24 protein-coding genes are annotated in these 25,538 nt (G+C 63.5%); 10 read left to right on the top strand and 14 right to left on the bottom strand.

Features of this window, described 5'->3' with window-relative positions:
• Positions 1-10 precede the first annotated feature (10 nt).
• The 5 genes from SINAR_RS0124655 to SINAR_RS0124675 form a co-directional block, all read right to left on the bottom strand.
• Entirely contained in the window at positions 11-1,135 is a 1,125-nt protein-coding gene (locus SINAR_RS0124655; RefSeq protein ID WP_028001558.1) for a zinc-dependent alcohol dehydrogenase family protein, read from the bottom strand.
• A 198-nt stretch (positions 1,136-1,333) separates the two neighbouring features.
• Positions 1,334-1,888: a sarcosine oxidase subunit gamma gene (locus tag SINAR_RS0124660; RefSeq protein ID WP_028001559.1), complete on the bottom strand. Its 555-nt coding sequence runs from the start codon at positions 1,886-1,888 to the stop codon at positions 1,334-1,336.
• Positions 1,881-4,874 (bottom strand): sarcosine oxidase subunit alpha, encoded by a 2,994-nt coding sequence (locus SINAR_RS0124665; protein WP_028001560.1) that lies wholly within the window; start codon positions 4,872-4,874, stop codon positions 1,881-1,883. Before SINAR_RS0124665 ends, SINAR_RS0124660 begins: the two co-directional genes overlap by 8 nt.
• On the bottom strand, positions 4,871-5,212 hold the full coding sequence (locus tag SINAR_RS0124670) for a sarcosine oxidase subunit delta (protein ID WP_028001561.1): 342 nt from the start codon (positions 5,210-5,212) through the stop codon (positions 4,871-4,873). Before SINAR_RS0124670 ends, SINAR_RS0124665 begins: the two co-directional genes overlap by 4 nt.
• A gap of 119 nt (positions 5,213-5,331) precedes the next feature.
• Entirely contained in the window at positions 5,332-6,585 is a 1,254-nt protein-coding gene (locus SINAR_RS0124675) for a sarcosine oxidase subunit beta family protein (RefSeq protein ID WP_028001562.1), read from the bottom strand.
• A 307-nt stretch (positions 6,586-6,892) separates the two neighbouring features.
• On the opposite strand from SINAR_RS0124675, the gene rpsU reads away from it, so the two are divergent.
• The 4 genes from rpsU (at position 6,893) to SINAR_RS0124700 (ending at position 10,249) form a co-directional block, all read left to right on the top strand.
• Entirely contained in the window at positions 6,893-7,105 is a 213-nt protein-coding gene (rpsU, locus tag SINAR_RS0124680) for a 30S ribosomal protein S21 (protein ID WP_012709405.1), read from the top strand.
• 151 nt (positions 7,106-7,256) lie between these two features.
• A complete protein-coding gene (locus SINAR_RS0124685) occupies positions 7,257-8,180 on the top strand; it encodes a tetratricopeptide repeat protein (RefSeq protein WP_028001563.1) in 924 nt (307 codons plus the stop codon).
• Positions 8,181-8,373: 193 nt separating this feature from the next.
• Positions 8,374-8,847 carry a DUF992 domain-containing protein gene (locus tag SINAR_RS0124695; RefSeq protein ID WP_028001564.1) on the top strand — a complete coding sequence of 158 codons (474 nt, stop codon included), beginning with the start codon at positions 8,374-8,376 and terminating at the stop codon, positions 8,845-8,847.
• 130 nt (positions 8,848-8,977) lie between these two features.
• Complete coding sequence (locus SINAR_RS0124700) at positions 8,978-10,249, top strand: adenylate/guanylate cyclase domain-containing protein (protein ID WP_028001565.1); 1,272 nt, start codon at positions 8,978-8,980, stop codon at positions 10,247-10,249.
• Positions 10,250-10,484: 235 nt separating this feature from the next.
• Here SINAR_RS0124700 and SINAR_RS0124705 read toward each other — a convergent pair whose 3' ends face one another.
• From SINAR_RS0124705 to SINAR_RS0124725, 5 genes are all read right to left on the bottom strand, one after another.
• Positions 10,485-11,885, bottom strand: a complete 1,401-nt coding sequence (locus tag SINAR_RS0124705) for an NAD(P)(+) transhydrogenase (Re/Si-specific) subunit beta (protein WP_028001566.1) — start codon at positions 11,883-11,885, stop codon at positions 10,485-10,487.
• A 9-nt stretch (positions 11,886-11,894) separates the two neighbouring features.
• Entirely contained in the window at positions 11,895-12,305 is a 411-nt protein-coding gene (locus tag SINAR_RS0124710) for an NAD(P) transhydrogenase subunit alpha part 2 (RefSeq protein ID WP_028001567.1), read from the bottom strand.
• Between the two features lies 1 nt (position 12,306).
• The gene (locus SINAR_RS0124715; protein WP_028001568.1) at positions 12,307-13,455 is read right to left on the bottom strand and encodes a Re/Si-specific NAD(P)(+) transhydrogenase subunit alpha; all 1,149 of its coding nucleotides are present in this window, start codon (positions 13,453-13,455) and stop codon (positions 12,307-12,309) included.
• 324 nt (positions 13,456-13,779) lie between these two features.
• The gene (locus SINAR_RS0124720; RefSeq protein ID WP_028001569.1) at positions 13,780-14,004 is read right to left on the bottom strand and encodes an aa3-type cytochrome c oxidase subunit IV; all 225 of its coding nucleotides are present in this window, start codon (positions 14,002-14,004) and stop codon (positions 13,780-13,782) included.
• A 203-nt stretch (positions 14,005-14,207) separates the two neighbouring features.
• The gene (locus SINAR_RS0124725; RefSeq protein WP_028001570.1) at positions 14,208-16,541 is read right to left on the bottom strand and encodes a putative bifunctional diguanylate cyclase/phosphodiesterase; all 2,334 of its coding nucleotides are present in this window, start codon (positions 16,539-16,541) and stop codon (positions 14,208-14,210) included.
• 374 nt (positions 16,542-16,915) lie between these two features.
• Here SINAR_RS0124725 and SINAR_RS0124730 point away from each other — a divergent pair, with 374 nt between their 5' ends.
• The gene (locus SINAR_RS0124730; RefSeq protein WP_028001571.1) at positions 16,916-17,671 is read left to right on the top strand and encodes a gamma-glutamyl-gamma-aminobutyrate hydrolase family protein; all 756 of its coding nucleotides are present in this window, start codon (positions 16,916-16,918) and stop codon (positions 17,669-17,671) included.
• 69 nt (positions 17,672-17,740) lie between these two features.
• Here SINAR_RS0124730 and SINAR_RS0124735 read toward each other — a convergent pair whose 3' ends face one another.
• The 3 genes from SINAR_RS0124735 to SINAR_RS0124745 all read right to left on the bottom strand — a co-directional run bounded on the left by SINAR_RS0124735 (position 17,741) and on the right by SINAR_RS0124745 (position 20,404).
• Positions 17,741-18,712 (bottom strand): 2-hydroxyacid dehydrogenase, encoded by a 972-nt coding sequence (locus SINAR_RS0124735; RefSeq protein WP_028001572.1) that lies wholly within the window; start codon positions 18,710-18,712, stop codon positions 17,741-17,743.
• Positions 18,713-18,785: 73 nt separating this feature from the next.
• On the bottom strand, positions 18,786-19,808 hold the full coding sequence (locus SINAR_RS0124740) for a LacI family DNA-binding transcriptional regulator (RefSeq protein ID WP_028001573.1): 1,023 nt from the start codon (positions 19,806-19,808) through the stop codon (positions 18,786-18,788).
• A gap of 98 nt (positions 19,809-19,906) precedes the next feature.
• Positions 19,907-20,404: a MarR family winged helix-turn-helix transcriptional regulator gene (locus SINAR_RS0124745; protein ID WP_028001574.1), complete on the bottom strand. Its 498-nt coding sequence runs from the start codon at positions 20,402-20,404 to the stop codon at positions 19,907-19,909.
• Between the two features lie 112 nt (positions 20,405-20,516).
• On the opposite strand from SINAR_RS0124745, the gene SINAR_RS0124750 reads away from it, so the two are divergent.
• The 3 genes from SINAR_RS0124750 to SINAR_RS0124760 all read left to right on the top strand — a co-directional run bounded on the left by SINAR_RS0124750 (position 20,517) and on the right by SINAR_RS0124760 (position 23,571).
• The gene (locus SINAR_RS0124750; RefSeq protein WP_028001575.1) at positions 20,517-21,308 is read left to right on the top strand and encodes a creatininase family protein; all 792 of its coding nucleotides are present in this window, start codon (positions 20,517-20,519) and stop codon (positions 21,306-21,308) included.
• Positions 21,309-21,422: 114 nt separating this feature from the next.
• Positions 21,423-22,517 (top strand): CobW family GTP-binding protein, encoded by a 1,095-nt coding sequence (locus SINAR_RS0124755; RefSeq protein WP_028001576.1) that lies wholly within the window; start codon positions 21,423-21,425, stop codon positions 22,515-22,517.
• A gap of 64 nt (positions 22,518-22,581) precedes the next feature.
• On the top strand, positions 22,582-23,571 hold the full coding sequence (locus SINAR_RS0124760) for a WD40 repeat domain-containing protein (RefSeq protein ID WP_028001577.1): 990 nt from the start codon (positions 22,582-22,584) through the stop codon (positions 23,569-23,571).
• Between the two features lie 135 nt (positions 23,572-23,706).
• Here SINAR_RS0124760 and SINAR_RS0124765 read toward each other — a convergent pair whose 3' ends face one another.
• Entirely contained in the window at positions 23,707-24,150 is a 444-nt protein-coding gene (locus tag SINAR_RS0124765; RefSeq protein ID WP_028001578.1) for a glyoxalase superfamily protein, read from the bottom strand.
• A gap of 267 nt (positions 24,151-24,417) precedes the next feature.
• Here SINAR_RS0124765 and SINAR_RS0124775 point away from each other — a divergent pair, with 267 nt between their 5' ends.
• Both SINAR_RS0124775 and SINAR_RS01000000133840 read left to right on the top strand, forming a co-directional pair.
• The gene (locus SINAR_RS0124775; RefSeq protein ID WP_028001579.1) at positions 24,418-25,053 is read left to right on the top strand and encodes a LysE family translocator; all 636 of its coding nucleotides are present in this window, start codon (positions 24,418-24,420) and stop codon (positions 25,051-25,053) included.
• Positions 25,054-25,076: 23 nt separating this feature from the next.
• On the top strand, positions 25,077-25,469 hold the full coding sequence (locus SINAR_RS01000000133840; protein WP_234710634.1) for a VOC family protein: 393 nt from the start codon (positions 25,077-25,079) through the stop codon (positions 25,467-25,469).
• Positions 25,470-25,538: the final 69 nt, after the last annotated feature.

Here is a 25,538-nt window from a genome sequence, read left to right on the forward strand (position 1 = left end):
TCAGCCCGCATCAGAACGTGATGACGTGGCGGATCACCCGGCCTTGGTCGAGGAGATCGAAGGCCGCGTTGATTTCCTCCAGCGGTCCGGTGCTCGAAAGCAGCCGGTCGACCGGAAGCCTGCCGCGTTCGTAGAGAGCGATGAAGCGCGGTATATCGCGGGCCGGCACGCAGCTTCCCATGTAACTGCCGCGCACGCCGCGCTCTTCAGCCACGAGACTCACCGCGGGGATGGAGATCTGGCTCGAAGGATGGGCGAGGCCGGCGGAGACCGACAGCCCCCCTCGCCGCGTGATTCGATAGGCAAGTTCGAAGGCTTTGACCGAGCCCGCCGCCTCGACCGCGTGATCGACACCGCCGCGGGTCGCCAGGCGGATATTCTCGGCCGCGTCCGGATCGGCTGCGAGGAAGGTGTCGGTCGCGCCGAGAGAACGGGCGAGCTTCAGCTTCTCATCCGCGAGATCGACCGCGACGATGCGTTCGGCGCCGGCGGCGACGGCGCCGAGAAGGGCCGCCAGCCCTACCCCGCCCAACCCGACGACGGCAACGGATTCGCCCGGCCGTACCCGGCACGTGTTGACGACCGCACCGACGCCGGTCAGCACGGCACAGCCGAACAGCGCCGCCTCCACCATCGGCAGATCTGCCTCGATCTTCACTGCGGAACGGCGCGAGACCACGGTGTAGTCGGCAAATCCGGAGACGCCGAGATGGTGATTGACGGGATCCCCCTCGCAAGAGAGCCGGCGCTCGCCCGAAAGCAGGGTGCCCTTGCCGTTTGCTTCCGCTCCTGGAACGCAAAGGGCCGGCCGTCCTTCCGAGCAGGGAGGGCAATGGCCGCAGCTCGGCATGAAGCTCATCACCACCCGGTCTCCCGGGACGAGGTCGCGAACGCCGCTTCCGACCGCCTCCACAATGCCCGCGGCCTCGTGCCCGAGCGCCATCGGCACCGGCCGCGGCCTGTCGCCGTTGATGACGGACAGGTCGGAGTGGCAAAGCCCCGCCGCGCCGATCTTCACCAGCAACTCACCCGGCCCCGGCGGATCGAGATCGATCGTTTCGATCGAGAGCGGCCTCGTATGGGCATAGGGTCTGTCGACCGGTGACGTCCTTAGCACCGCCGCGCGCGTCTTCAAGCTCGCTCCTCCCTCTCCCAACTCTCGGTTCAACCGGCAGAGCTTAGCGTAACCGTTCCTTGCAAGTCGAGGCGCCGGAGCGGAGAAGCCGCCCAGGGCCTGCGGCGGAGAAGGGGCTGGAGCTTGCCGCGAGTCCCCCTCGCCCGCTGATCGGGCGAGGAAGGCCGGCAGGCCGGATGACGGGCCGGAATTGCCTCCTCAGTGCCCCGCGTCTTCCGCGCCTTCGGCCAACAGGCCGAAGACGAATGGCGAGAACGACCGCCAGCACTCGACGCGGAAAGTATCCTCGGCGGTTCGGAACAGAACGATTTCCGCCTTGCCGAAGATCGTGCGCGAGCAGGCCCCGACGGGAAAAATCGAGAGCGACAAATCCTGAGGGCAACCGCTGTTGATTGCCGCTTCCGCACCCGGTCCGCTGACGATGATGGCCGTATTCCGGTGCGAAACGTCGACGGCCGAGTGCACGGCTCCGCTCGATGCGGCCGCCGCCGTCAGGTCGGCGCCGTCCTCGTCGATCACCAGCCACTCATCGGGACCGAGCCAGAGCACATGGCGCCTGCCCGTCGAGGCGGAAGTCTTGGGCCGCACGGGAATGGTCACGCCGAGCGCCGACGAGAGCGCGGATACGGCATCGGCCCCGGCGCGCAGCGATATGCGCGACGCCGGCTCCGCCGGCGTCAGGATTGCCGCCGGCGAGCCGCCACGGCGGCCGGCAAGCGGAGCTTTGCGGATAGCGATTGCCTGGTCAGCCATGGAGGCGACCTCCTTCCTTGTCAAAAAACACCATGTCGCTCACCTCGACGGCGATCGTCCGGTCGGCCATCGGCACGTAGAGCGTCTGACCAAGGCGCGCGCGGCCGCCGGCGACGACTGCGAGCGCGATCGAGCGGCCGCAGTTCGGCGACCAGTAGGACGAGGTCACGTGACCGAGCATGGTCATCGGCTTCGGTTCGTTCGGATCCGCAACAATCTGCGCCCCTTCCTCCAGCACCACCTGCGGGTCCTTCGTGAGGAGACCGACGAGCTGCTTGCGACCCTCTTTGACGAGATCCGGCCGCTTCATGCCGCGAATGCCGACGAAATCCGGCTTCTTCTTCGAAACCGCCCAGGAGAGGCCGGCGTCGTCCGGCGTGACGGTCCCATCCGTGTCCTGCCCGACGATGATGTAGCCCTTTTCGGCGCGCAAGACGTGCATCGTTTCGGTGCCGTAGGCGCAGGCGCCCATCGGCTCGGCCCGCTCCCAGATCGCCTCCCACACGGCCTGTCCGTAATCGGCCGGCACGTTCACCTCGAAGCCGAGCTCGCCGGTGAACGACATGCGGAAGAGCCTAGTCGGCACGCCACATATACGGCCTTCGGCAACGCTCATATGCGGGAAGGCTTCGTTCGACAGATCGATGCCCTCGACGAGCGGCGCGATGATCTCGCGCGCCTTCGGACCCTGCACGGCGATGACGGCCCATTGCTCGGTCGTCGAGGTCAGCCAGACCTTGAGATGCGGGAACTCCGTCTGGAGGTAATCCTCCATGTGGTGCAGGACGCGCGGCGCGCCGCCGGTCGTCGTCGTCACATGGAAGCGATCCTCCGCAAGCCGGCCGACGACGCCGTCGTCATAGACGAAGCCGTCGTCACGCAGCATGATGCCGTAGCGGCAGCGGCCGGGCTTCAGATTGTCCCAGGCATTGGTGTACATGAGGTTCAGGAATTTGGCCGCATCCGGGCCGACTACCTCGATCTTGCCGAGGGTCGATGCGTCGAAGACGCCGGCCACTTCACGAACGGTCTTGCACTCGCGCGCGACCGCCTCATGCATGTTCTCGCCCGCCTTCGGATAGAACCAGGCGCGCTTCCAATTGCCGACATCCTCGAACTCGGCGCCATACGCCTCCTCCCAGGCATGGATCGGCGTCTTGCGGGCCGGATCGAAGAGGCTTCCGCGCGAGTGGCTGACGATCGTTCCGAAGGTCACCGGCGTATAGGGCTGACGGAAGGTCGTGAGCCCCACCTGGGGGATGTCCTTGCCGAGGGCCTCTGCCGCAATCGCCAGCCCATGCATGTTGGAAAGCTTGCCCTGATCGGAAGCCATGCCATTGGTGGTGAACCGCTTGATGTGCTCGATCGAATGCATCCCCTCGCGCACCGCGAGACGGATGTCCTTGGCGCAGACGTCGTGCTGGAAGTCGATAAAGGCCTTAACCGTCTTATCGGCCCCCGCGCCTTCCGCCGCTCCGATCATGCCGCCTGTCCATTCAAAGGCGTTGCGGCCGGAAAACGCGACCTGCTCGCCGCCTTCCGCACCCGCGGCACGCGCCGCCAGCTCGCCGGCCGCAAGCGCCTCGTCGATCGTCGCCTGCAGGTCGTCTGTGCCGTTGCAGGCGCCGACGGACAGGCATTCCTGCGCATAGGTTCCGGGCAGGAACCGCTCCGTCGCCGCGTCGAAGGCCACCTTGCCGCGCGACTGAGAGAAGAGATGCACGGAGGGCGTCCAGCCGGCCGAGACGAGCAGAGCGTCGACCGCGATCTTGCGGGGTGTTCCGCCGCCGTTGCGGGCGACGCTGATGGAGGCGATCCGCAGCTTGCCGCTGGTATTGACGACCGAGTGACCGCTCAGCACCTCGATTCCGAGGCTGCGCGCTTCCGCGAGCACCATGTCGCCCGGCCTCTCGCGGCAGTCGACGATCACGGGAACGTCGACCCCAGCCTTCCTCAGGTCGAAGGCCGCCTCATAGGCGGAATCATGGGCGGTATAGATGCCCACCTTCTTGCCGACGGCGACGCCGAAATGGTTGAGATAGGTGCGGCCCGCCGAGGCGAGCATTATCCCGGGACGGTCGTTGTTGGCGAAGACCATGTGGCGCTCGATCGCACCATTGGCGAGAATGACCTTCTTTGCACGCACCTGCCATAACCGCTCGCGCGGAAGCCCCTTGTCGGGCGCCGGGAGGTGGTCTGTCACACGCTCGACGAGGCCGACGAAATTGTGGTTGTAGTAGCCGAAGGCCGTCGTGCGGGTCAGCAGCGTGACATTGTCCATCTCCGCAAGCGCCTTGCCCGTCGCCAGCGCCCAGTCATAGCCGGGCTTGCCGTCGATCACGGTGCCGCTGTCGTAATGCAGGGCGCCGCCGACGGCCGGCTGTTCGTCGCACAGGATCACCTTCGCACCGGCATGCGCCGCCGCGAGTGCGGCCGCAAGTCCGGCAGCGCCGGCGCCGACCACCAGCACGTCGCAATGGACATAGCGGCTTGCATAATGGTCCGGATCGGGCTCCGTGGGGGCCACACCAAGACCTGCAGCGCGGCGGATGAAGGGCTCGTAGAGCCTGTGCCAGGCGGCCTTCGGCCACATGAAGGTCTTGTAGTAGAAGCCCGCCGCGAAGAACGGCGAGAGGAAATCGTTGAAGCCGCCGACGTCGAAGGCGAGCGACGGCCAGCGGTTCTGCGAAGACACCTTCATACCGTCGAAGACTTCCTGCACCGTGGCGCGGACGTTCGGCTGCCGGCGCGCCGCATCGCGCGAAACGTCGAGCAGGGCATTCGGCTCCTCGGCACCTGCGGAAAGAATGCCGCGCGGACGGTGATATTTGAACGAGCGGCCGACGAGATGGATGTCGTTGGCGATGAGTGCCGAGGCGATCGTATCGCCCTCGAGCGCCGTTAGCGTCCGGCCGTCGAAGGTGAAGCGGGCGGTGCGCGCCGGCGTCAGGCGCCCGGCGCCGGAAATACGGTTGACCCCGGTCATTCTGCCACTCCTTCCAGCGCCTCGTAGGTCTCGACCGTTTCGCTCGTCTTCGGTTCGGCGTCGAGGTCGGGCTTCGGCTCACCGGCCTTGTAGGTTACATGGAAGCGGTCGCTCACGGTGTCGCGGACCGCATTGAAAAAGCGGCCGCAGCCGTGGATGTGGCGCCATCTCTCATAGATGAGGCCCTTCGGATTCTGACGGAGGAAGAAATATTCCTCGAACTCTTCATCGCTGATCTCGGCGATATTGGCCGGCCTCACGATGTGGGCATCGCCGGCATTGCGGAATTCGAGCTCCGAGCGATCTTCCTCGCAATAGGGGCAGTAAATCAAAAGCATCTGGAATGTCCTCGCATCAGAGCGCCGCGCCTTCCATGGAAGGCGCAAGGGCCGCTCTATGTTCTTTTCTCTGAAGCATAATCTTATCGATCCTGGCTTCGCTCCGGTCGGGTCACGCTTCAGTGCGCGACGGCGGCGGCAGCCGCCTCGTCGATGAGCCGCCCGGTGCGGAAGCGCTCGAGCGTGAGGCCCGCGGCAAGCCGATGCGGCTCCCCGCGCGCGATGAGATGGGCAAAGAGATTGGCCGACCCGGGCGTCGCCTTGAAGCCGCCCGTTCCCCAGCCGGCATTGAGGTAGAGCCCGGACACGGGCGTCACGCCCTGGATCGGCGAACGATCCTGCGTGACGTCGACGATGCCGCCCCATTGCCGCATCATCTTGACGCGACGGAACATCGGGAAGAGCTCGCAGATCGCATCCAGCGTGTGCGTAATGATCTGCAGGCCGCCGGTCTGGGAATAGGAATTATACTGGTCGGTACCTGCGCCGATGACGAACTCGCCCTTGTCCGACTGGGAGATATAGGCATGCACGGAGTTCGACATGACCACGCAGGGAAAGATGGGCTTCAGGGGCTCGGAAACCAGCGCCTGCAGCGGCTGGCTCTGCAGCGGCACGCGCACGTCCGCCATCTGCATCAACACCGATGAATGGCCCGCGGCCGAGATGCCGACCTTCTTCGCGCCGATAAAGCCGCGATTGGTCTCGACGCCGGTCACGCGTCCGGTTTCGTCGCGGCGGATGCCGGTCACTTCGCAATTCTGAATGATGTGGACGCCGCGGTCGGAGGCGGCGCGCGCATATCCCCAGGCGACTGCGTCGTGGCGCGCAGTGCCGCCACGACGCTGCAGTGCCGCGCCGTTGATCGGGTAACGGGCAGTTTTCGATATGTCGAGCGGAGGGCAATAGGCCTTCGCCTGTTCCGGCGTCAGCCATTCATTGTCGATGCCATAGAGCCGGTTGGCATTGATATGCCGCCTGAACGACTGCTGGTCATGGATGTTGTGCGACAGCATCATCACGCCGCGCGGCGAATACATCACGTTGTAGTTCAGGTCCTGCGAAAGGTTTTCCCAGAGCTTCAGCGAATGCTCGTAGATGTCCATGCTCTCTTCATAGAGATAGTTGGACCGGATGATCGTCGTGTTCCGGCCGGTATTGCCGCCGCCGATCCAGCCCTTCTCGAGCACGGCGACATTGGTGATGCCGTGCTCCTTGGCGAGATAATAGGCGGCGCCCAGGCCATGGCCGCCGCCGCCGATGATGATCACGTCATATTGCTTGCGCGGCTCCGGCGAAGCCCAATGCGGGCCCCACCCCTTGTGGCCGCGCAGCGCCTCGCGCGCCACGGCAAAAACAGAATATTTGCGCATCCGCCTGCTACTCCATGAACCCGGTAAACCTTCGTTGGCGTTAGAAATCGCAAATCCGGAGACCACGCAACGTTTCTTTTGCGACGCGATCAGGCGGACTTGCGCGGTCTTGCGACATCGCCGGTCGCCGCGGCCGACGGCATTGGCGCTTTTTCCCCGTTCGCATTCTCTCGCCGCTGGACTTTCGGTGCACGATCTGTTATCCGCTCTTCTAATCGTAGGGTTCTCGCCCAGCGAACGCAAATTTATTGCCTCCCCAAACCTGATGGTGAGGCCTACCAACTCGAAGCAAAGGAACGGGATTCACGTGCAGGTACTTGTCCGCGATAACAATGTCGATCAGGCGCTCCGCGCTCTTAAGAAAAAGATGCAGCGCGAAGGCATTTTCCGCGAAATGAAGATGCGTGACTTCTACGAAAAGCCGTCCCAGAAGCGTGCGCGCGAAAAGGCAGAAGCCGTCCGCCGAGTCCGCAAGCTGGCGCGCAAGCGCGCGCAGCGTGAAGGCCTCCTGGCCCGCTGATCGTCTTTTTTTCGACGCTTTCCAATGCAAATGGCGGAGGCGAGGGATCGCCGCCGCCATTTTGGTATGGACACCCAGTCCGTCGACAGTCTAGCGTCACAGCTGGCGACGGTCAGCCGCCGCACTCGCGTGCTCCGTAAACGGAAAGCCGATGGCTTTCGGGCCTTGTCGCATTGAGGGATCGACTTTGACACTTGCTGCCATGACTGCGGACGTCTCCGGCCTCACAACCGGGGAGGCGAACCGCCGCCACCAGCCCAAGCCGAAGCTTGCCGCCTTTCTCGTGCTCGGCTCGGCCCTGCTCATCGCAGGTTGCCAGACCGACAAACCCGAATCGATGTTCCGCGTCGAACGGGCGCAGGGCTCGGAAGAAAACATCGCGTCGCTTTCAAGCGTCATTGCCTCCAATCCGAGCGATCCCGAGGGCTACAACGTGCGCGGCTCGGCCTATGGGCGCGCGGGCGAGTTCCGCCGCGCGATCGCCGATTTCGACAAGGCGATCCAACTCAACCCGCGCTTCTATCAGGCCTATGCCAACCGGGCGCTGGTTCAGCGCAACCTGGGCAATCAGCAGGCCGCCCTCGCCGATTACAATGCGGCGCTGCAGATCAATCCGAATTACGATGTCGCCTATATCGGCCGCGGCAATCTCTACCGACAGGCCAACCAGCTCGACGCCGCCTTTAACGACTTCAACAGGGCCATCGAACTCGACACGGCAGACCCTCGCGCCTATCACAATCGCGGCCTGATCTATCAGGCGCGCAATCAGCATTCGCAGGCGATCGAGGATTTCTCCAAGGCGATTTCGCTCTCGCCGAGCTCACCCGAGCCGTATAACGGCCGTGGCATCTCCTATGTGGCGCAGGGCGACGACGACAACGCCTTCTCGGATTTCAACACGGCGATCAACCTCAACGGCAAGCTTGCCGAGTCCTGGGCAAACCAGGCGCTGATCTACGAGCGCCGCGGCGACAAGGCCAAGGCAGCGAAGTCCTACTCGCATGCCTTGTCGCTCGATCCCAAGTACGAGCCGGCACGTGCCGGTCTTGCCCGCGCCAAGGCGATGTCCTGACGTTATCCCTGTTCGATTTCAGACGCCCGCGACCATGTCGCGGGCGTCGTCGTCTCATCCGTGTGGATCAGGGATGCGGGAACCATCGAGAGTTCGATCCGTTTGACCATGGCTAGAGCTTCCAGGAAAAGTGTGTAGCGGTATTCCGTCCGGAAGCGCGTGGTTTCAAACGCTCCAGAACGGAGACCCAGCCATGATCAGACAGACCTTCATTGCGGCAATCGCCTTTGCGGCGCTCTCCGGAGCGGCCTCCGCCCAGAACTATGTGACACTCGGGCGTCTTACCTGCGGCTCGGAAGGCGGCACCGGGCTCATCATCACCTCGACCAAGAACCTGATGTGCACCTTCACTCCGGCGGATGGCTCCCCTGGAGGGGTCTATGCGGGCAAGATCACCAAGATCGGCCTGGATATCGGCTCCACCGGCAAGACCGTTATGATCTGGGACGTTCTGGCGAAAACCGGCACTCCGCTGAACGAATATGCCCTGGCTGGCGAGTATGTGGGTGTCGGCGCCGATGCGAGCTTTGCCGTCGGAGGCGGAGCGAAGGTTATTGCCGGCGGCACGAACAAGGCCTTCATGCTGCAGCCGGTCAATGTCCAGGTGCAAGAGGGCCTGAATGTTGCCCTCGGCGTGGATCATCTGGTCCTCGCTCCGGCCGGCTGATCGGGCAGGGCGTCGAACAGCGGGGCGCCATGCCGGGAGCCCGCCGTGCCTCATCTTCTCCCCGTCCGCGGTGCATTGCGCCAGCCGGCGTCCGCGCACCTTGCGCGCCGGCGCAAGGCGCGGCACTGTGATGGCGATGATCGTTGCCGGGCCCGGTAACGCCGGCGCGACGGGATGTAGCATGAAGGAACGGCTGATCCGCGACATCGTCTTGTGGATGTCGGAAGAGGGAATTCGGGGCCTGAAGGAACAGGACCTGCTCGCGGGCTTCTGTAAACGCTGCCACGCCGCCGGCCTTCCCATCGATCGCGCGCTCGGCATCATCGACACGCTGCACCCGGAGTTCGAAGGCCGGGCCTTCCAGTGGAACAGCGAAAGCGACGGCGTTCCGGAAGTCGTACACTACGGTTCGACAAGCGGCGGCGAAGCGCAGGCCAACTGGCAGCGCTCCGTCTTCTTCCACATGCTCAGCGGCAATGAAACCGAGCGCCGCACCCGCCTCGCTGAGGAGCAGCATGTCCCATTCACCATTCTCGACACACTCAAAGAGGAGGGACACACCGACTGCGTCAGCATGATTCATCATTTCACCGACCGCGGCCGCATAGGGCAGATGGACTGCCTATACTCCTATTGGACCACGAAAAAGCAAACCGGCTTTCGTGAGGAGGATCTCGCAGCGCTGAGGACGCTGCTGCCCACCCTCGCGCTCGCGTTGAAGACTGCCTCGTGCATGCGCATCATCGGCACGCTTGCGGATGTCTATCTCGGCCGGGACGCCGGCCGCCGCGTCGTCGAGGGCAGCATCGAAAGGGGCTCGGCCGAGCGCATCGAGGCAGTCATGTGGTTCTCCGATCTGCGCAACTACACGCGCATAGCCGACAGCATCTCGCCGGAGGATGTCATCCCCTTTCTCAACGATTATTCCGGCATGGCGATCACCGCCGTCCACGACCACGGCGGCAGCGTCTTGAAGCTCATCGGCGACGGAGTGCTAGCCATCTTCAACGGCCGCAGGCCGGCTGAGGCCTGCAGTGCAGCCATCGCAGCGGAGCGTCAACTGCGGGTCATGCTTTCGGAGCTGAACGCACGGCGGCTCGATGAGGGCAAGCCGACCACCGATGTCTATCTGGGCTTGCACATCGGCGAGGTCTTCTATGGCAATATCGGCAGTCAGAATCGTCTGGATTTCACGGTCGTCGGGCCGGCGGTCAACGAGGTGAGCCGTATATCCGCCATGTGTCGCTCGGTCGAGCGTCACGTGATCATGTCCTCCGAATTCATCGCCGCCTGCCCGGTCGAACACCGCGCCAATGCGGTTTCGCTCGGCCGGTTTGCGCTGCGCGGCATTGCCAGGGCCAAGGAACTCTTCACCTGGGATCCGGAGATCGCGGCCGGTTGAACGGAACCGGCAAGCAACGAATAGCGCTCCGGCATGCTCCTCCCCAACCTCCTCCCACAGGAGGGGCTTCGGCGTTCCCGGTGCGTCCCAGGCCATATCGAAATCTTGAGCCTGCGGCGGCAACAAAGAGTCGGTGAGGATGCGGTGGGTTAAGCGCCTCCCACCCGTGGGGAGGGGCCGGGAAGGGGCGATTCACCTGCGCGGTGCAGCGAACCGCCCCGAAGCGATCTTCCCCTCAGTGATTGATTGCCTTGACGATCTCTTCCGTCACCTTCTTGGCGTCGCCGAGCAGCATCATCGTGCCGTCCTTGTAGAACAGCGTGTTGTCGATGCCGGCATAGCCGGAGCCGAGAGAGCGTTTGACGAAGAGGCATGTCTTGGCCTTGTCGACGTCGAGGATCGGCATGCCGTAGATCGGCGAGGACTTGTCGTCCCGCGCCGCGGGGTTGGTGACGTCGTTGGCGCCGATGACATAGGCGACATCGGCTTGCGCGAATTCCGAATTGATGTCCTCCAGCTCGAACACCTCGTCGTAGGGAACGTTCGCCTCGGCGAGCAAGACGTTCATATGCCCCGGCATGCGGCCGGCGACCGGATGGATCGCGTATTTGACCTCGACGCCGTTCTCCTTGAGCTTGTCGGCAAGCTCCCGGAGCGCGTGCTGTGCCTGGGCGACCGCCATGCCGTAGCCCGGCACGATGATCACCTTCGACGCGTTCTGCATCAGGAAGGCGGCGTCATCGGCCGAACCCTGTTTCACCGTCCTCTGCACGCCGTCGTCGCCGCCTGCCGCGACCGCCTCGCCGCCGAAGCCACCGAGGATCACCGAAATGAACGACCGGTTCATGCCCTTGCACATGATGTAGGAGAGGATCGCACCCGACGAGCCGACGAGCGCCCCGGTGATGATGAGCGCCAGGTTCCCGAGCGTGAAACCGATGCCGGCCGCAGCCCAGCCGGAATAGGAATTCAGCATCGACACGACGACCGGCATGTCCGCGCCGCCGATCGGAACGATGATCAGCACGCCGAGCGCCAGCGACAGCGCGACGATCATCCAGAAGTCGAAGTGGCTTTCGCTGAGCGCCAGACCGATGATGAAGAAGACGACGAGTGCGGCAAGCGCGAGGTTGATCGCGTGGCGGTAGGGCAAAAGGATCGGCTTGCCCGACATGCGGCCGTCGAGCTTCAGGAAGGCGATGATCGAGCCCGTGAACGTGATGGCGCCGATCGCCACGCCGAGCGCCATTTCGACCAGCGCCTGCGCGTGGATCGAACCGACCTCGCCGATGCCGAAAGAGGATGGCGCGTAGAGTGCGGCGGCGGCCACCAGAACGGCGGCGAGACCGACGAGCGAGTGGAAGCCGGCAACCAGCTGCGGCATCGCCGTCATCGGGATGCGTTTTGCGATATAGGCGCCGCCGCCGCCCCCCACGGCCAGACCGGCGACGATCAGGAGAAAGCCGCCGATCGACGGCTGTGCGAGGAACAGCGTCGTGACGATCGCGATGCCCATGCCGATCATGCCGTAGGTATTGCCCTTGCGGCTGGTGGTCGGATGCGACAGGCCCCGCAGCGCCATGATGAAGAGCACGCCCGAGACGAGATAGAGGAAGGCAGCGAAATTAGCGTTCATCGGCCCGCCTCACTTTTCTTTTTTCTTGTACATGGCAAGCATGCGCTGGGTGACGAGGAAGCCGCCGAAAATATTCACCGAGGCAAGCACCAGCGCGACGAAGCCGAAGCCGGCAGCAAGCCCCGAGGCGGAAATCCCGACCGCGAGCAGGGCGCCGACGACGATCACCGACGAAATCGCGTTGGTCACCGCCATCAACGGTGTGTGCAGCGCCGGCGTCACCGACCAGACGACGTAGTAGCCGACGAAGATCGCCAGCACGAAGATCGCGAGGCGAAAGACGAAGGGATCGATCGCGCCGCCGGTCGCGCCATGCGCCACCGCTCCGGCCGCATCGGGCACATATTCGGCGGCGGTCTTCACCGCCTCGACCGCCCGCTCCAGATCGGTCAGTGCCTTGTCCAGAAGTTCGTTCGCCATCTTACTTCTCCCCCTTCATGGAACCGCCGAAGGCCGGATGCACGACCGCCCCGCCATGGGTCAGTGCCGTGGCCTTGACGAGCTCGTCCTCCATGTTCAACGCCAGTGCCTTCGTCTCCTTCGAAACCATCGTCTCCAGGAAAGTGACGAGGTTCTTGGCGTAGAGCAGCGAGGCCGAAGCGGCGATGCGGCCCGGCACGTTCAGGTGGCCGACGATCCTGATTCCCCCGGCCTCCGTCACCTTGCCGGCTTCCGCCCCCTCGACATTGCCGCCGCGCTCGACTGCGAGATCGACGACCACCGATCCGGGCTTCATCGAATCAAGCATTTCGCGGGTCACGAGCCGCGGTGCCGGGCGGCCGGGGATCAGCGCCGTCGTGATGACGATGTCCTGCTTGGCGATGTGCTCGGCGACGAGCGCCGCCTGCTTCGCCTGATATTCCCGCGACATTTCCTTGGCATAGCCGCCGGCGGTCTCGGCCGCCTTGAACTCCTCGTCCTCGACGGCGATGAACTTGGCGCCGAGAGAGGCGACCTGCTCCTTGGCGGCAGGCCGCACGTCCGTCGCCGAGACGACGGCGCCCAGGCGACGGGCGGTGGCGATCGCCTGCAGGCCGGCGACGCCGGCGCCCATGACGAACACCTTGGCCGCCGGCACGGTGCCGGCCGCCGTCATCATCATCGGCAGCGCCCGGTCATATTCGTAGGCCGCATCGACCACCGCCTGATAGCCGGCGAGGTTTGCCTGGCTGGAAAGCACGTCCATGGATTGGGCGCGGGTGATGCGCGGCATCAGCTCCATGGCGAAGGATGTGAGGCCCGCGGCAGCCATGGCTGATATCGCTTCCTCGTTGCCATAGGGGTCCATGATGGCGATGACGACAGCGCCCGACCGATAGCCGGAAATCTCTTGCGCGCTCGGCCGACGGACCTTGAGGATCACGTCGGCGGTTTTCGCGTCCGCCGCCGTGCCGATCCGCGCACCGGCCTTCTCGTATTCCTGATCGGGCATGCGCGAACTGAGGCCCGCACCCGCTTCGACAACCACGTCGAAGCCAAGCGACTTCAGCTTTTTCACGCTCTCGACCGAACCCGCAACGCGTCCCTCGTTCGGATCCGACTCCTTGGCGATAAAGACGATCTCGCTCACAAATCCCCCCTCCCCGGCCCGCCCCGGCCGGGCCGGGTTGCGGGCGTTGTCCTCCGGGCGACGGGCCTTGCACGCCGCCCCTCAACTCGCATGGCCCCGAATCGAGCCGATCTCGGGAGAGAACCATGCGGCACTTCAATGCGCTATAGCGACCTTAGTGCACCTTACGGCACGGCGTCGCAGCGACAGAAACCCCTCCTTCGGGGGCGGATTCCTCCGCCGCCGAGACAGCACTCCCACGTGGTGCGGGAAAAGTTCGACCGCCCCGCAACGGACATGGGGAGCCTCATCCCCATCTTCGTCGGGTCGTATCAGTGGCGCCGGTCAGCGAAGAAAGAAGTAACCGGCAACATTAAGAAGGATGAAGAGCACGAGCGAGCTGAAGAAGCCCATCGTCGTGAAGAATGCAGCAGCCATCGCAATCAGCAGCGCGACGCAAAACAGGGTGCCGTATTTGGTGGCGTTGATGAAAAGATTGTATGTCTTCTCATGCTCGGAATAGTCCATCGGAGCGCCCGTCTCGACCGGTCCCGAATGATGCTCTGCCATCGTCCAATTCTCCAAATTCTGCGGCACCGCCGATGGCGGCCCAGCCTTATCCACCCATGACCGCCTGCCCGCGAGGCGCAACCGGTTCCATTAGCTCCGCATACACAATGCGCCGGCCGTTCGCAACGAAAACCCGCCCCGCACAGCTGCGGCATAATCGAAAGTGCGAACGCATCGCGGGGGCGGCAGCCCACCGCCAGGCGTCATGCAATCCACTTACCCGAGGCTTCCACGGCGCGTCCCGGCACGCCACGCATGCAGAGGGCTGCCACGGCAGAGGCGGGCATAGGGCCCGCGAAAACGAAACCCTGAATCAGATCGGCGCAATTGTGCGCGTTTATGAGCTGTAGCTGTTCGGCCGTCTCGACCCCCTCGACGACGGCCTTGAGCTCGAGGGCGCGGGCGAGGTTGACCGTGCCGAGAAGCAGTTTGAAACGCCTCGAATCCTCGTGAATGCCGCGCACGAAGGACCGGTCCATCTTTATGACGCTGACCGGAAGCGCATCGAGGTAGCTGAGGCTCGAATAACCCGTCCCGAAGTCGTCTATCGCGATGGTCATGCCGCGCCCGCGCAGCTCGCGAAGGACGGTCTGGACCTTCACGGGTTCGTCCATCAGGCAGCTCTCGGTCACTTCAAGATGCAAGCGGGCCGGATCGAGGCCGCTCTCCGCCAGGGCCTCGGCCACGATCGCGACAATCTCCTCGCCGTGAAGGTCGAGAACGGAGAGATTGACCGAAACCGCCACCTCGGCCGGCCAGCCAAGGCAATCGCGGCAGGCCTGTCGGACAACGAAACGCGTGATGTCCGTGACGAGCCCCATCTCTTCGGCAAGCTGGATGAAAACATCGGGCGGCACGGGCCCGCGCTCTGGATGGGTCCAGCGCGCCAGCGCTTCGCAGCTCTCGACGCGCGATCCGTCCGGTGTGAACATCGGCTGATAGGCAAGGTCGAGGTCGCCTGCGCCGATCGCCTCGCGCAGATCGTTCTTGAGCTTCTGGCGGTCGAGATAGCGTGCTTCCATCTCCTCCTCGAAGGCGGTACAGCCGCCGTTGTTTCGGGCCTTCGCCTCCGATAGCGCCAGATCGGCCTTGATCTGCAGTTCCTCGAACCGGAATTCGCTTTTCCTTACGATGACGAAGCCGGCATTCATCGCCATGTTGAAGGTGAAGCCCTCTGCCATGTAGGTGCCGCGCAGCTTCGCATGGACCGCGCGCATCCTCTCCTCCAGATCGGAGTGCCCCGTCCTGTTGTGGAAGAACACGACGAACTCGTCGCCCATCATCCGGGCGGCGATCGCTTCGCTGCCCGCGAGGCCCTTCAGGCGATCCGCAATGGCCTGAAGAAGCTTGTCGCCTACCACGTGGCCCTTCGTGTCGTTCACGTGCTTGAATTCGGCGACGTCCACGAGCAGCAGGCCGATATCGCGGTCATGTCCGGTGCCGGCCGCAACGGCATTGTGGGTGAGTTCGACGAAATAGTCGCGGCTCGGCAGTCCGGTAAGCGTGTCGAAGCGCACCATCTGCAATATCTGCTTCTCTGCCTGAACACGCGCCGTCACGTCTTCGAAGATCAGGACGATCTCGCCGTTCTCGCGGCGGTTCGCCGAGAATTCAAGAAGAAGATCTTCGGATACGGTGATGAGCGCGCGCGAACGCTTTCCCTCGATCAGGAGATCGAGCTGGCGCGCGATCTTGTCGCTCTTTTCCTGGTCGAGTGCCATGGCATCGGTCCCGCGCTCGAGGACGTCACCGAGCAGCCAACCTTTGAGTTGCGCCCTGTCGCCAAGGTGCAGAAGCTCACAGGCGCGCTCGTTCGCCACGACGATGCGATGCCGGCCGTCCAGCATGAAAAGGCCGTGGGTCATGTTGTTGAGCGCGGCGTCGAACTGCCCCGCGATTGTCTTCGTTTCCAGTGCCGCAAGCACGTTCTCGTCCCGCGCCGCGAGGATCTTTGCAAAAAGATAGCCGCGCACATTGTTCGCCATCATCCAAGTCGTCAGGATGAACGGCACGATCAGAACTGCGAGGACAGCCATGAAGGGATCGCCCAGGGACAAGGCGCCGATCATGATCGGCAGGCAGGCGGACGACGACAAGAACAGCACAGCCCGCTCGGAACCGTAGTTACGGCCCACCAGTGAAATCATCGACGCAAGCGTCACCGAAACGCATGCAACCTGAGAGAACACGTCCCGGGTGACCGCTATTGCATATCCGCAGGCGATGCCGCAGGTAAGCGTTACAGCGACGCCGCCGACGATGTAGCGGTTCTCCCACTTTCTGATGGCGGCAGAGTCCGCGCCGGAGAGATCCAGCTGGTCGAAGCGCATCATGTCGAGATTGCGCACGATCCACAGGAACACGATCGCGACGGTGCAGCCGAGATAGAGCGTGTCGGAGGTCTTCAGAAAGATAAGCAGGAAAGTCACGACATGCGAGAGCATGCCGATCACCAGCGTCCCTCGGTTCTGGTAGAGCGAGCTTACGAACGACAGATAGATATCTGCCGGAAGAGCGCCCCGTTCATTGCGGGTCATGAACTTAAGCTCCGGTTTGCCGGATTGTTATGGTCGAGGGCTTAACGAAAGATTTCCCCCGGCATTCTCGAGCAGCAACCAACGGCTCGGCACATTGAAACGAGAGGCTGTATATGCAGAAATTCAACCCCGATACGCAAAAATAGAACCAATATTGTGATCTGCGCGAGCAAGCAGCCGCAAGCCTTCTTGCCGAGACCTTGAAAGCAACGGGTAATTCCCGGAGGCGGTTACCCTATCTTCAAGAATTCCCCTGAATTCCTGCCCTCCGCAAGTCCCTCCGCGGAAATCAGGGAGTAACGCGCTTCTCCCCCAGTTGACTTTCTGAAGCTTCTGGCGGCAAGGCTTTTGCGGATAATAACCGGAGTCTGACGATGTCGAAACCTGTCGTTGCCATCCCATGCGATTTCCGCGAATTCGACGGCAATGTCTGGCATGTTGCTGCCCACCAATACGTCCGTGCGGCCGTCGAGGGCGCCGGGCTTATGGTGTTTCTCGTTCCCGCTCTGGAGTCCGGCAACGAGGTCGATGAGATCCTCGACCGCGTCGACGGGGTGCTCGCCAGCGGCGCGCGCTCCAACGTCCACCCGTCGCTCTATGGCCGCGAGGCGACCGAAGCGGACGGACCTTTCGACCCCGGCCGCGATGCGACCAGCCTGCCGCTGATCCGCCGCGCACTCGACCGCGGCGTGCCCCTGTTTGCAATCTGCCGTGGCATACAGGAACTCAATGTCGCGCTTGGCGGCACGCTCGCAACGGAGATCCAGGAGCAGCCCGGCGTCTGGGATCATCGCAAGCCGGAGGTTCCTGATCTCGATGTCGCCTACGGCATTCGCCAGGACGTGGTCGTGAAGGAAGGAAGCTGTCTCGCCCCGGTTCTCGGCACGGGCCGGATAAGGGTCAATTCGCTGCACCGACAGGCGATCGCTGCCGCCGCCCCGCGCCTTGCCGTCGAAGCCGTGGCCGACGACGGGACCATCGAAGCGGTCTCGGTCATCGGCGCCAGGGCCTTCGCCGTCGGCGTGCAGTGGCATCCCGAATACTGGGTCCGGACCGACGCTCCGTCGGCCGCCCTCTTCAAGGCCTTCGGCGATGCCGCGCGGGCCTATCGTGAGAGCAAGGCCGGCTAGAGCGGGATGAGGAGAAGCGTGCGGGTTTTCCGCACGCGTCTCCGCGCCTCAACTCGTTAGAAGTCTTCGTCAAAATCGATTTGCGTCGGCGCGCCGGAACGGCGTCTCGATGACCGGTGTCAAAGCCTCGCCGGTCGAGAACCATGCCTTCAGATTATCGACGACGAGATCGGCCATGGCGTTGCGGGTGACGACCGAGGCCGACGCCACATGCGGCAGCAGCGAGACGTTGGGAAACGAAAGCAGCGCTTCCGGAACGGTGGGCTCCTTCTCGAAAACGTCGAGGCCGGCTCCGGCGATCGTGCCGTTGCGGAGCGCGGCGATGAGCGCCGCCTCGTCCACGGTCGAGCCGCGGCCGACATTGATCAGCACGCCGTTGGGCCCGAGCGCCGAAAGGACATCCGCATCGACTGCCTTCAACGTGCTCGGCGTCCCGGGTACGATGACGATGAGCGTGTCGACGGCCTCGGCCATGCCCACGAGGCTCGAATGATAGGTATAGGCCAGTCCTTCGCGCGGCGTGCGCGTGTGATAGGCGATCGCGACGCCGAAGGCTTCGAGCCGACGAGCGATCGCGAGACCGATCCGGCCAAGGCCGAACAGCCCGACCGTGCGGCCTCGGAGCGAAAGCGGAGAGAGCGGAAAGGCGCCTTCGCGCACCCAGCGGCCCTGCCGCAGCCATTGCTCGGCCTGCGGCAGGAGACGCACGGTGTTGAGAAGGAGCCCTATGGCCGTGTCGGCGACTTCCTCCGTCAGGACGTCGGGCGTATTGGTGACGACAATGCCGCGGGCGGCCGCGCGCGAGACATCGACGCCGTCATAGCCCACGCCGAAATTCGCAACGATCTCGAGGCTGGGGAATGCATCCATCAGCGCCACCGGCAACTTGCCCGAAACGGCGATTCCGCAAACGTCGTGCATGTCTGCCGTGACGAGAGTTGCATCGGCGCGCTCGATGCGCACGGTCTCGAACATCTCCGGCAGCCGTTCGAGGACCCTCGGGTTGATCTTACCGGGCACAAGAATTCTAGGACGACTCATCGGGCTCCCTTTCCGGACATAACGAGAATGCGGACGATCACGCGCGCATCCTGTTCAGACTCGAAAGGAACGATCAAGCGGTTACGCGAAGCGGTCCGGTGGATTGGCGGATGCGCATTTCCGGTTTGATCAGATGGATGCCGTCGGGTTCATGGCTGCCGGAAAGCTTGTCCAGGAGCGCGCGCGCCGCGCTGCGGCCCACCTCCGCCTGGCCGTTCCATACGGTCGTTAGCGCCGGCGTCGCGATCGACGCTTCCTCGAGATCGTCGTAGCCGGTGACCGAGATGTCGACGCCCGGCACGAGGCCGGCGCGGGCAATGCCGTTCATCATGCCGATAGCGACCAGATCGTTCCAGCAGACGACCGCGGTGGGCTTCTGCGGCAGGGAAAGGAGATGCACGGCGGCCTCGAAACCGCCCTGCTTGGAGCGCGGCCCGGGAATGCGCAAGTCCGGGTCGACCTCGATATTCGCCTTGCGAAGCGCATTGACGTAGCCCTGGTAACGGTCGCGGCCGGTCGAGGTCTGGTCGGTTCCGCCGACCATTGCAATGCAGCGATGGCCGAGGCCGATGAGATGGTTTGTGGCAAGCGCGATGCCGTAGGCGTCGTCGCCACGGAAGATCGGCACGTCGAGCCCCTCGATCGAACGGGCGATCAGGATCGCCGGCATCCCGTTGTCCTCGGCAAGCTGAATATCCTGCGGCGGTGTGCCGATGGCGGGCGACATGATGACGCCGTCGCCCCCGAGCTGCAGCAGCGTCTCGATGAAATCGCGCTGCTTCTCCACGGAATCATAGTGGTTGGAGAGAATGAAGGTCTGCTTGTCGCGATCGAGCTCCGCCTCTATCGCCCTGAGGATCTCACCGTAGAACGGGTTCATGATGTCGTGCACGACGACGCCGATGATGCCCGAGCGCGACGTCCTGAGACTTGCGGCGCGGCGGTTGTAGATGTAGCCGAGTGCGCGCGCCTGTTCCTTGATCTTGTCGCGCGTGACCGCCGCCACAAGCGGGCTGTCGCGCAATGCCAGGGATACCGTCGCCGTGGAAAGGCCGAGTGTTTCCGCGATTGTCGAAAGCTTGACCTTTTGCGCCACCGTGCCCCCCGATTGCAGTCGCTGCCGTCACCAGTTTAAATCTCTTTAAACTGTTTAAATTATCGCCGCAATCGGGAAGTTCGAATCCGGGCCGGCCCTCAATCCGCAGCTCTGGCGGCCTGCAGATTGCTGTCGACGGCGCGCAGGAGCTTCATGAGGGTGCGCACCTGCTTGTCGGTCAAGCCACGCGTTGCGAGCTTCTCGGAATGCTGGCCCGCCTCCGCGATGATCTGCAGGCGGTCGCGGCCCAGATCTGTCAGATAGACCTTTGTCAGCCGCGCATCGTCCCTGTCCGGCCGGCGTTCGAGAAAGCCCTGGGCTTCCATTCGGCCGATCGTGCGCGTCATCGTCGGCGCCTTGACCCCGAGCTTGGCCGCCAGCGCCCCGGCCGTAAGCCCGTCCGTCTCGGCGAGGGCGAGCATGACGCCGTCCTGTCCGGCATAGAGTCCGCTTGCAACGAGATTGCGCGAAAGCACGGTGCGCATCGAGCGGGCCGCCTGGACGAGAACCGAAGCGAGATCGTTCGCCTCGGCGACGATCTCGTCCTTCTTCTTGCCGTTCTTGCCCTTCTTTTCGGCTTTGCTCTTCTTGCCCATTGGACCTCCCGCCGAATCCCCTACACTGCACTTATAGCAATAAGGCTTGAGATTACGAACTGTATGACTCAAATAACGATTTTACGGCAAACCATGCCGAGGACCGAGTAGAATGTCGCTGCCGAAGCCACGCTGGAACGACAATCCCGACGCACTCGCACCTGCCGAGCGGCGGCGCTGGATCGCGGTGCTGCCGCTCGGCGCACATGAGCAGCACGGGCCGCATCTCCCCTTCGAAACGGACCGGCTGATCGCTGCCGGCATCGTCGAGCGCGTTATCGCCGCACTGCCACGAACACTGCCCGCGACCTTCCTGCCCGTCGAACCCGTCGGCTATTCGGTGGAGCACATGGACGTGCCCGGCACCCGAACACTCGCCTATGACGAGGCGATCGCCCGCTGGCTCGGCATTGCCGGGGACCTTGCCGCGCTCGGCATCCGCAAGTTCGTCATGCTGAACGCGCATGGCGGCAATTCTCCGCTGATGACCATCGTGGCGACGGAGGCGCGGATACGCTTCCGGATGCTCGCCGTGGCAACGAGCTGGACGCGGTTCGGACAGCCGGATGGCTGGATCAGCGCCGAGAACAAGGCGGTCGACATCCATGGCGGCGACATCGAGACCTCGGTAATGCTGGCGCTTCACCCGGACAAGGTGGACATTGCGAAGGCGCGCGATTTTGCCTCGCGCCAGAGTGAATTTGCGCGCTCGTTCAAGCATCTGCGCGCCTACGGGCCGCACGCCTTCGGCTGGAAGATGTCGGATCTCAATCCGGATGGCGCCGCCGGCAATGCCGCCGCCGCCAGCGCCCTACGCGGCGAAGCGCTCCTCGGGCATGTGACGAAAGGCATCATCGAGTTGCTTGCGGACGTGAACGCCTTCGATGCCGGAGCGTTCGACTGATTTTCGCCCGCGTCGATCGCGACACAGGTCTGTATTTGCGCATCGCCACCTCATCTCTTATATGAGAACCCAACCATCGATGCCCGCGGCGCATCGCCAACACCCGAGGTTCCCATGACTGAAACATCCGCGCAGAAGCCGATACCCGTCACCGTGCTCACGGGCTATCTCGGCTCCGGCAAGACGACGCTTCTGAACCGCATCCTCAGTGAGAACCATGGCCGCAAATATGCGGTCATCGTCAACGAATTCGGCGAGATCGGCATCGACAACGACCTGATCGTCGAGTCGGACGAGGAAATCTACGAGATGAACAACGGCTGCGTCTGCTGCACCGTTCGCGGAGACCTGATCCGTGTCGTCGAAGGACTGATGCGCCGTCCCGGCCGCTTCGACGCGATCATTGTCGAGACGACGGGTCTTGCCGATCCGGTGCCGGTCGCGCAGACCTTCTTCATGGATGATGACGTTCGCGCCAAGACCGAGCTCGACGCCGTCGTGGCGCTCGTCGACGCCAAGCACCTGCCGCTGCGTCTGAAGGACAGCCGGGAGGCCGAGGACCAGATCGCCTTCGCCGACGTTGTGCTCCTCAACAAGACCGATCTCGTAACGCCGGAGGAACTGGAACGCGTCGAGGCGACCGTGCGCGTCATCAATCCGTCCGCCCGCATCTATCGCACGCAGCGCTCCGAGATCGACCTCGGCAAGGTGCTCGACCAGGGGGCCTTCAATCTCGACAAGGCGCTCGAGAACGATCCGCACTTCCTGGATCAGGACGACCACGACCACGTCTGCGGCCCCGATTGCGATCACGACCACCATCATCATCACGATCATCACCATCATGATCACGATCACGACCACGGCCATCATCATCACCATAACGACGGCCCCTCGCCGATCCATGACGTGACGGTGCAGTCGATCTCGCTGCGCGGGGGCGAAATGAATCCGGACCGCTTCTTCCCCTGGATCCAGAAGATCACCCAGACCGACGGGCCGAACATCCTGCGCCTCAAGGGCATCATCGCCTTTGCCGGCGACGCGGAGCGTTATGTCGTCCAGGGCGTCCACATGATCATCGAAGGCGATCACCAACGTCCCTGGAAAGAGGGCGAGAAGCGCGAAAGCAGGCTCGTCTTCATCGGCCGCGATCTCGACCGCGAGAAGATCGAGCGCACCTTCAAGGCATGCGAAGTCCAGGCATGATGCCGCAAGGCAGCACCCGGCTTCGGGATAAGATCACGATGAAAAAAGAAAGTCCGTCGAACTGATGCCGACCGTCGCTCCGCTCGATCTCGAAGGCCACGTCGTCGGCGTGGCTTTCCTCAAGGATGTTCCCTTCTTCGCCGGAGCCGTCGGCACGATCCACCGGCTCGATCATGGCCACAAGACGATTGAAGCGCATGACGGATTGCTGTCATTCGTCGTCGACGAGGCGAACGATACGCTGCTGACCGGCGGCGAAGACGGCAAGGTGATGCGCATTTCGGCAGACGGCACGGCGAACCTCGTTGCCGAAACTGGGCGCAAATGGATCTCGCAAGTTGCGGCCGGACCGCAAGGTGCAGTCGCTTACGCCTATGGCAAGACAACGCATGTGCGTCTTGCCGACGGCACCACGCGGGAATTTCCCGAGCAGCGCACCGTCGAGGGCATCGCCTTCGCACCGAAAGGCCTGAGGATCGCCGCCGCGCGCTACAACGGCGTCTCGCTGCACTGGGTGGCCATGGCCGGCCAGCCGGTCGATCTCGAATGGAAAGGCGCTCATACCGGCGTCACCTTCTCTCCCGACGGACGCTTTGTGGTCACGGCGATGCAGGAAAATGCGCTGCATGGCTGGAAGCTCGATGCAAAGCCCGGGGCGGAGACGCGGCACATGCGTATGACCGGCTATCCGGCAAAGGTGAAGTCGCTCTCCTGGTCGGCGAAGGGCAAGTGGCTTGCCTCGTCCGGCGCGCCGGCGGCGATCGTCTGGCCTTTTCAGGGCAAGGACGGGCCGATGGGCAAAGCGCCGCTCGAGCTGGGCACGCGCGCCAATATCATGGTGACGACGGTCGCCTGCCATCCGGCAGAAGATGTCGTCGCCATCGGCTATGAGGACGGCATGGTTCTCGCCGCCCGCTTCGCCGACAGCAAGGAGGTGCTGCTGCGCCGCCCGGGCAATGGCGCGATCACCGCCATGGCCTGGAACAGAAGCGGCCGCCAGCTTGCTTTTGGCTCGGCCGCCGGCGACTGCGGAGTGGTGGATATCGCTGGGTAGAACCCTGATCTTTGCGCGACGCATTTCGACGTGACGGCCCTCCCATTGCCTCTCGAATAGCCCCTCCCCAACCTCTCCCCACAAGGGGAGGGGTTTAGCTCGCCGGCCAGATGGGCAACAGAACGGCCGCTTACCTCACCATTCAAGCTCCAGATGCGGCCGCCCATTCGAGGTTCTCTCCACCGTCCGCCCGCTTTCGTCGACGGTTGCCGTCACTCGTTGGCGGAATGCCGAGAAACTCTCGAAGGTGACCACATCGACCGGCTCATCGAACCTGAACGTCAGACGATAACGCCCTGTTGCTCCGAGCGCCTGGACCGAGAGGATTTCCGCTTCGAAGGGCTGGCCGAGATAGTGGCCTCTGACGCGCGAGCCGAGCATCCACGGATTGAAAGGCGGCCGATTGCCGACAGCGGCATGGAGCGTGTTCCAATCGCGATAGCCATATTGAGCAGCGATCAATTCAAGCGACTTGGAGTGGCTGATTTCGCCGCCTTCCGGCGCCAGTCGGGAACGCAGGCGTTTCGCCTGATCCTTCAGCGCGTCGAGCGAGGGAAGGCGTCGTAGTTCATGCGTCATGACAGGGTCTCCTGCTGTGGCATGCGATTTCAGGGATGGGTGTCCGCATTGCCATCGGCGCGCATGCCGTATTCGGCGTGACCGTGTCGAAAAAGAGGGGCTTCACCGAAGCTTGACGCTCGCGGACGGCAGGGGCCCTCACCCGGCGCTTCCATAGGAGAAAGCCCGGTCGTTGTCAAACGGCCGCCACCGGGCATGACCACGGATCGGCAGCTTGCGCACACGCCAAAGCTGTGGGAGGACTTGGCATCGTCAAGGGAGGATACCATGAGCGAAATCACCATTCTTGCTTTCGCGCTCGTCGCTTTCATCGGCATCGCGACCCCCGGACCAACCGTGCTTCTCGCGCTCACCAATGGCTCCCGCTATGGGGTGAAACGGGCAACGGCAGGCATGATCGGCGCGGTGCTTTCCGACTTCGCCCTGATCGGCGCCGTGGCCCTCGGGCTCGGCGCGCTGCTTGCCGCTTCGGAGTTCTGGTTCTCGGTCGTCAAGTGGCTGGGTGCGGCCTATCTCGCCTTCCTCGGCATTGCGCTGCTGCGCTCCCGTGGAACGCTGGATATCTCCTCGCAGGTATCGCAAGGGATGGGAGGCGGCACATCGCGCTCGATTTTCATGAAGAGCTTCCTCGTCGCCGTCACCAACCCCAAGGGCTACCTGTTCTTCTCAGCCTTTCTGCCGCAGTTCGTCGACCCTGCGCTACCGCAAATACCGCAGTACGTCACACTGGCCCTGGTCTTCGCTTCGATCGATTTCGCGGTGATGTTCGGCTATGCGCTGCTCGGCTCGCAGGCTGTCCGCTTTCTGAAACGTTCCGGAGCGATCTGGCTCGACCGTGTATGCGGCGGCGCATTGCTGGCGCTAGCCGGCTCACTGGCATTCTACCGGCGCGCCACCAACTGACATGCTTGCAGAGAGGAAAACGGATGATCGGATACACGATGGTCGGAACGAGCGATCTGAAGCGGGCCGAACAGTTTTACGATCCGCTGATGGCCCTGATGGGTCAGGAGCGCTGCTATTGCGACGAACAGGTTGCCTCCTGGGGGCGCAAGGATGACGACAGAGCTCCACGCTTCTTCACCGGCTATCCTTTCAACGGCGAGGCGGCGACCATCGGCAATGGCGTAATGACCGCGTTTCTTGTCGAAACGGCGGAGGTCATAGATCGCCTTTTCCGGATTGCGCTTGAGAATGGCGGCAGCAGCGAAGGCGAACCTGGCTTTCGCCCGCAATATGGCGAGGGCTTTTATGCGGCTATGTGCGCGATCCCGACGGCAACAAGCTTGCCTTTGTCTGCTACGACGCGAGGAAGCTGAGAAACTGACCCTCAAAACATTACAGCGCCCCCGCGCCGTTCCGGCGCAGGAGCGCTGTTCGTTGCCCGC

The sequence above is a fragment of the Sinorhizobium arboris LMG 14919 genome, assembly GCF_000427465.1.
Classification (GTDB): Bacteria; Pseudomonadota; Alphaproteobacteria; order Rhizobiales; family Rhizobiaceae; genus Sinorhizobium; species Sinorhizobium arboris.

Coding starts and splice junctions, on each gene's coding strand:
- SINAR_RS0124660 (WP_028001559.1), bottom strand. CDS start 1,888: ATGGCTGACCAGGCAATCGCTATCCGCAAAGCTCCGCTTGCCGGCCGC.
- SINAR_RS0124665 (WP_028001560.1), bottom strand. CDS start 4,874: ATGACCGGGGTCAACCGTATTTCCGGCGCCGGGCGCCTGACGCCGGCG.
- SINAR_RS0124670 (WP_028001561.1), bottom strand. CDS start 5,212: ATGCTTTTGATTTACTGCCCCTATTGCGAGGAAGATCGCTCGGAGCTC.
- SINAR_RS0124675 (WP_028001562.1), bottom strand. CDS start 6,585: ATGCGCAAATATTCTGTTTTTGCCGTGGCGCGCGAGGCGCTGCGCGGC.
- SINAR_RS0124685 (WP_028001563.1), top strand. CDS start 7,257: ATGGCTTTCGGGCCTTGTCGCATTGAGGGATCGACTTTGACACTTGCT.
- SINAR_RS0124695 (WP_028001564.1), top strand. CDS start 8,374: ATGATCAGACAGACCTTCATTGCGGCAATCGCCTTTGCGGCGCTCTCC.
- SINAR_RS0124700 (WP_028001565.1), top strand. CDS start 8,978: ATGGCGATGATCGTTGCCGGGCCCGGTAACGCCGGCGCGACGGGATGT.
- SINAR_RS0124705 (WP_028001566.1), bottom strand. CDS start 11,885: ATGAACGCTAATTTCGCTGCCTTCCTCTATCTCGTCTCGGGCGTGCTC.
- SINAR_RS0124710 (WP_028001567.1), bottom strand. CDS start 12,305: ATGGCGAACGAACTTCTGGACAAGGCACTGACCGATCTGGAGCGGGCG.
- SINAR_RS0124720 (WP_028001569.1), bottom strand. CDS start 14,004: ATGGCAGAGCATCATTCGGGACCGGTCGAGACGGGCGCTCCGATGGAC.
- SINAR_RS0124725 (WP_028001570.1), bottom strand. CDS start 16,541: ATGACCCGCAATGAACGGGGCGCTCTTCCGGCAGATATCTATCTGTCG.
- SINAR_RS0124730 (WP_028001571.1), top strand. CDS start 16,916: ATGTCGAAACCTGTCGTTGCCATCCCATGCGATTTCCGCGAATTCGAC.
- SINAR_RS0124735 (WP_028001572.1), bottom strand. CDS start 18,712: ATGAGTCGTCCTAGAATTCTTGTGCCCGGTAAGATCAACCCGAGGGTC.
- SINAR_RS0124745 (WP_028001574.1), bottom strand. CDS start 20,404: ATGGGCAAGAAGAGCAAAGCCGAAAAGAAGGGCAAGAACGGCAAGAAG.
- SINAR_RS0124750 (WP_028001575.1), top strand. CDS start 20,517: ATGTCGCTGCCGAAGCCACGCTGGAACGACAATCCCGACGCACTCGCA.
- SINAR_RS0124755 (WP_028001576.1), top strand. CDS start 21,423: ATGACTGAAACATCCGCGCAGAAGCCGATACCCGTCACCGTGCTCACG.
- SINAR_RS0124760 (WP_028001577.1), top strand. CDS start 22,582: ATGCCGACCGTCGCTCCGCTCGATCTCGAAGGCCACGTCGTCGGCGTG.
- SINAR_RS0124765 (WP_028001578.1), bottom strand. CDS start 24,150: ATGACGCATGAACTACGACGCCTTCCCTCGCTCGACGCGCTGAAGGAT.
- SINAR_RS0124775 (WP_028001579.1), top strand. CDS start 24,418: ATGAGCGAAATCACCATTCTTGCTTTCGCGCTCGTCGCTTTCATCGGC.
- SINAR_RS01000000133840 (WP_234710634.1), top strand. CDS start 25,077: ATGATCGGATACACGATGGTCGGAACGAGCGATCTGAAGCGGGCCGAA.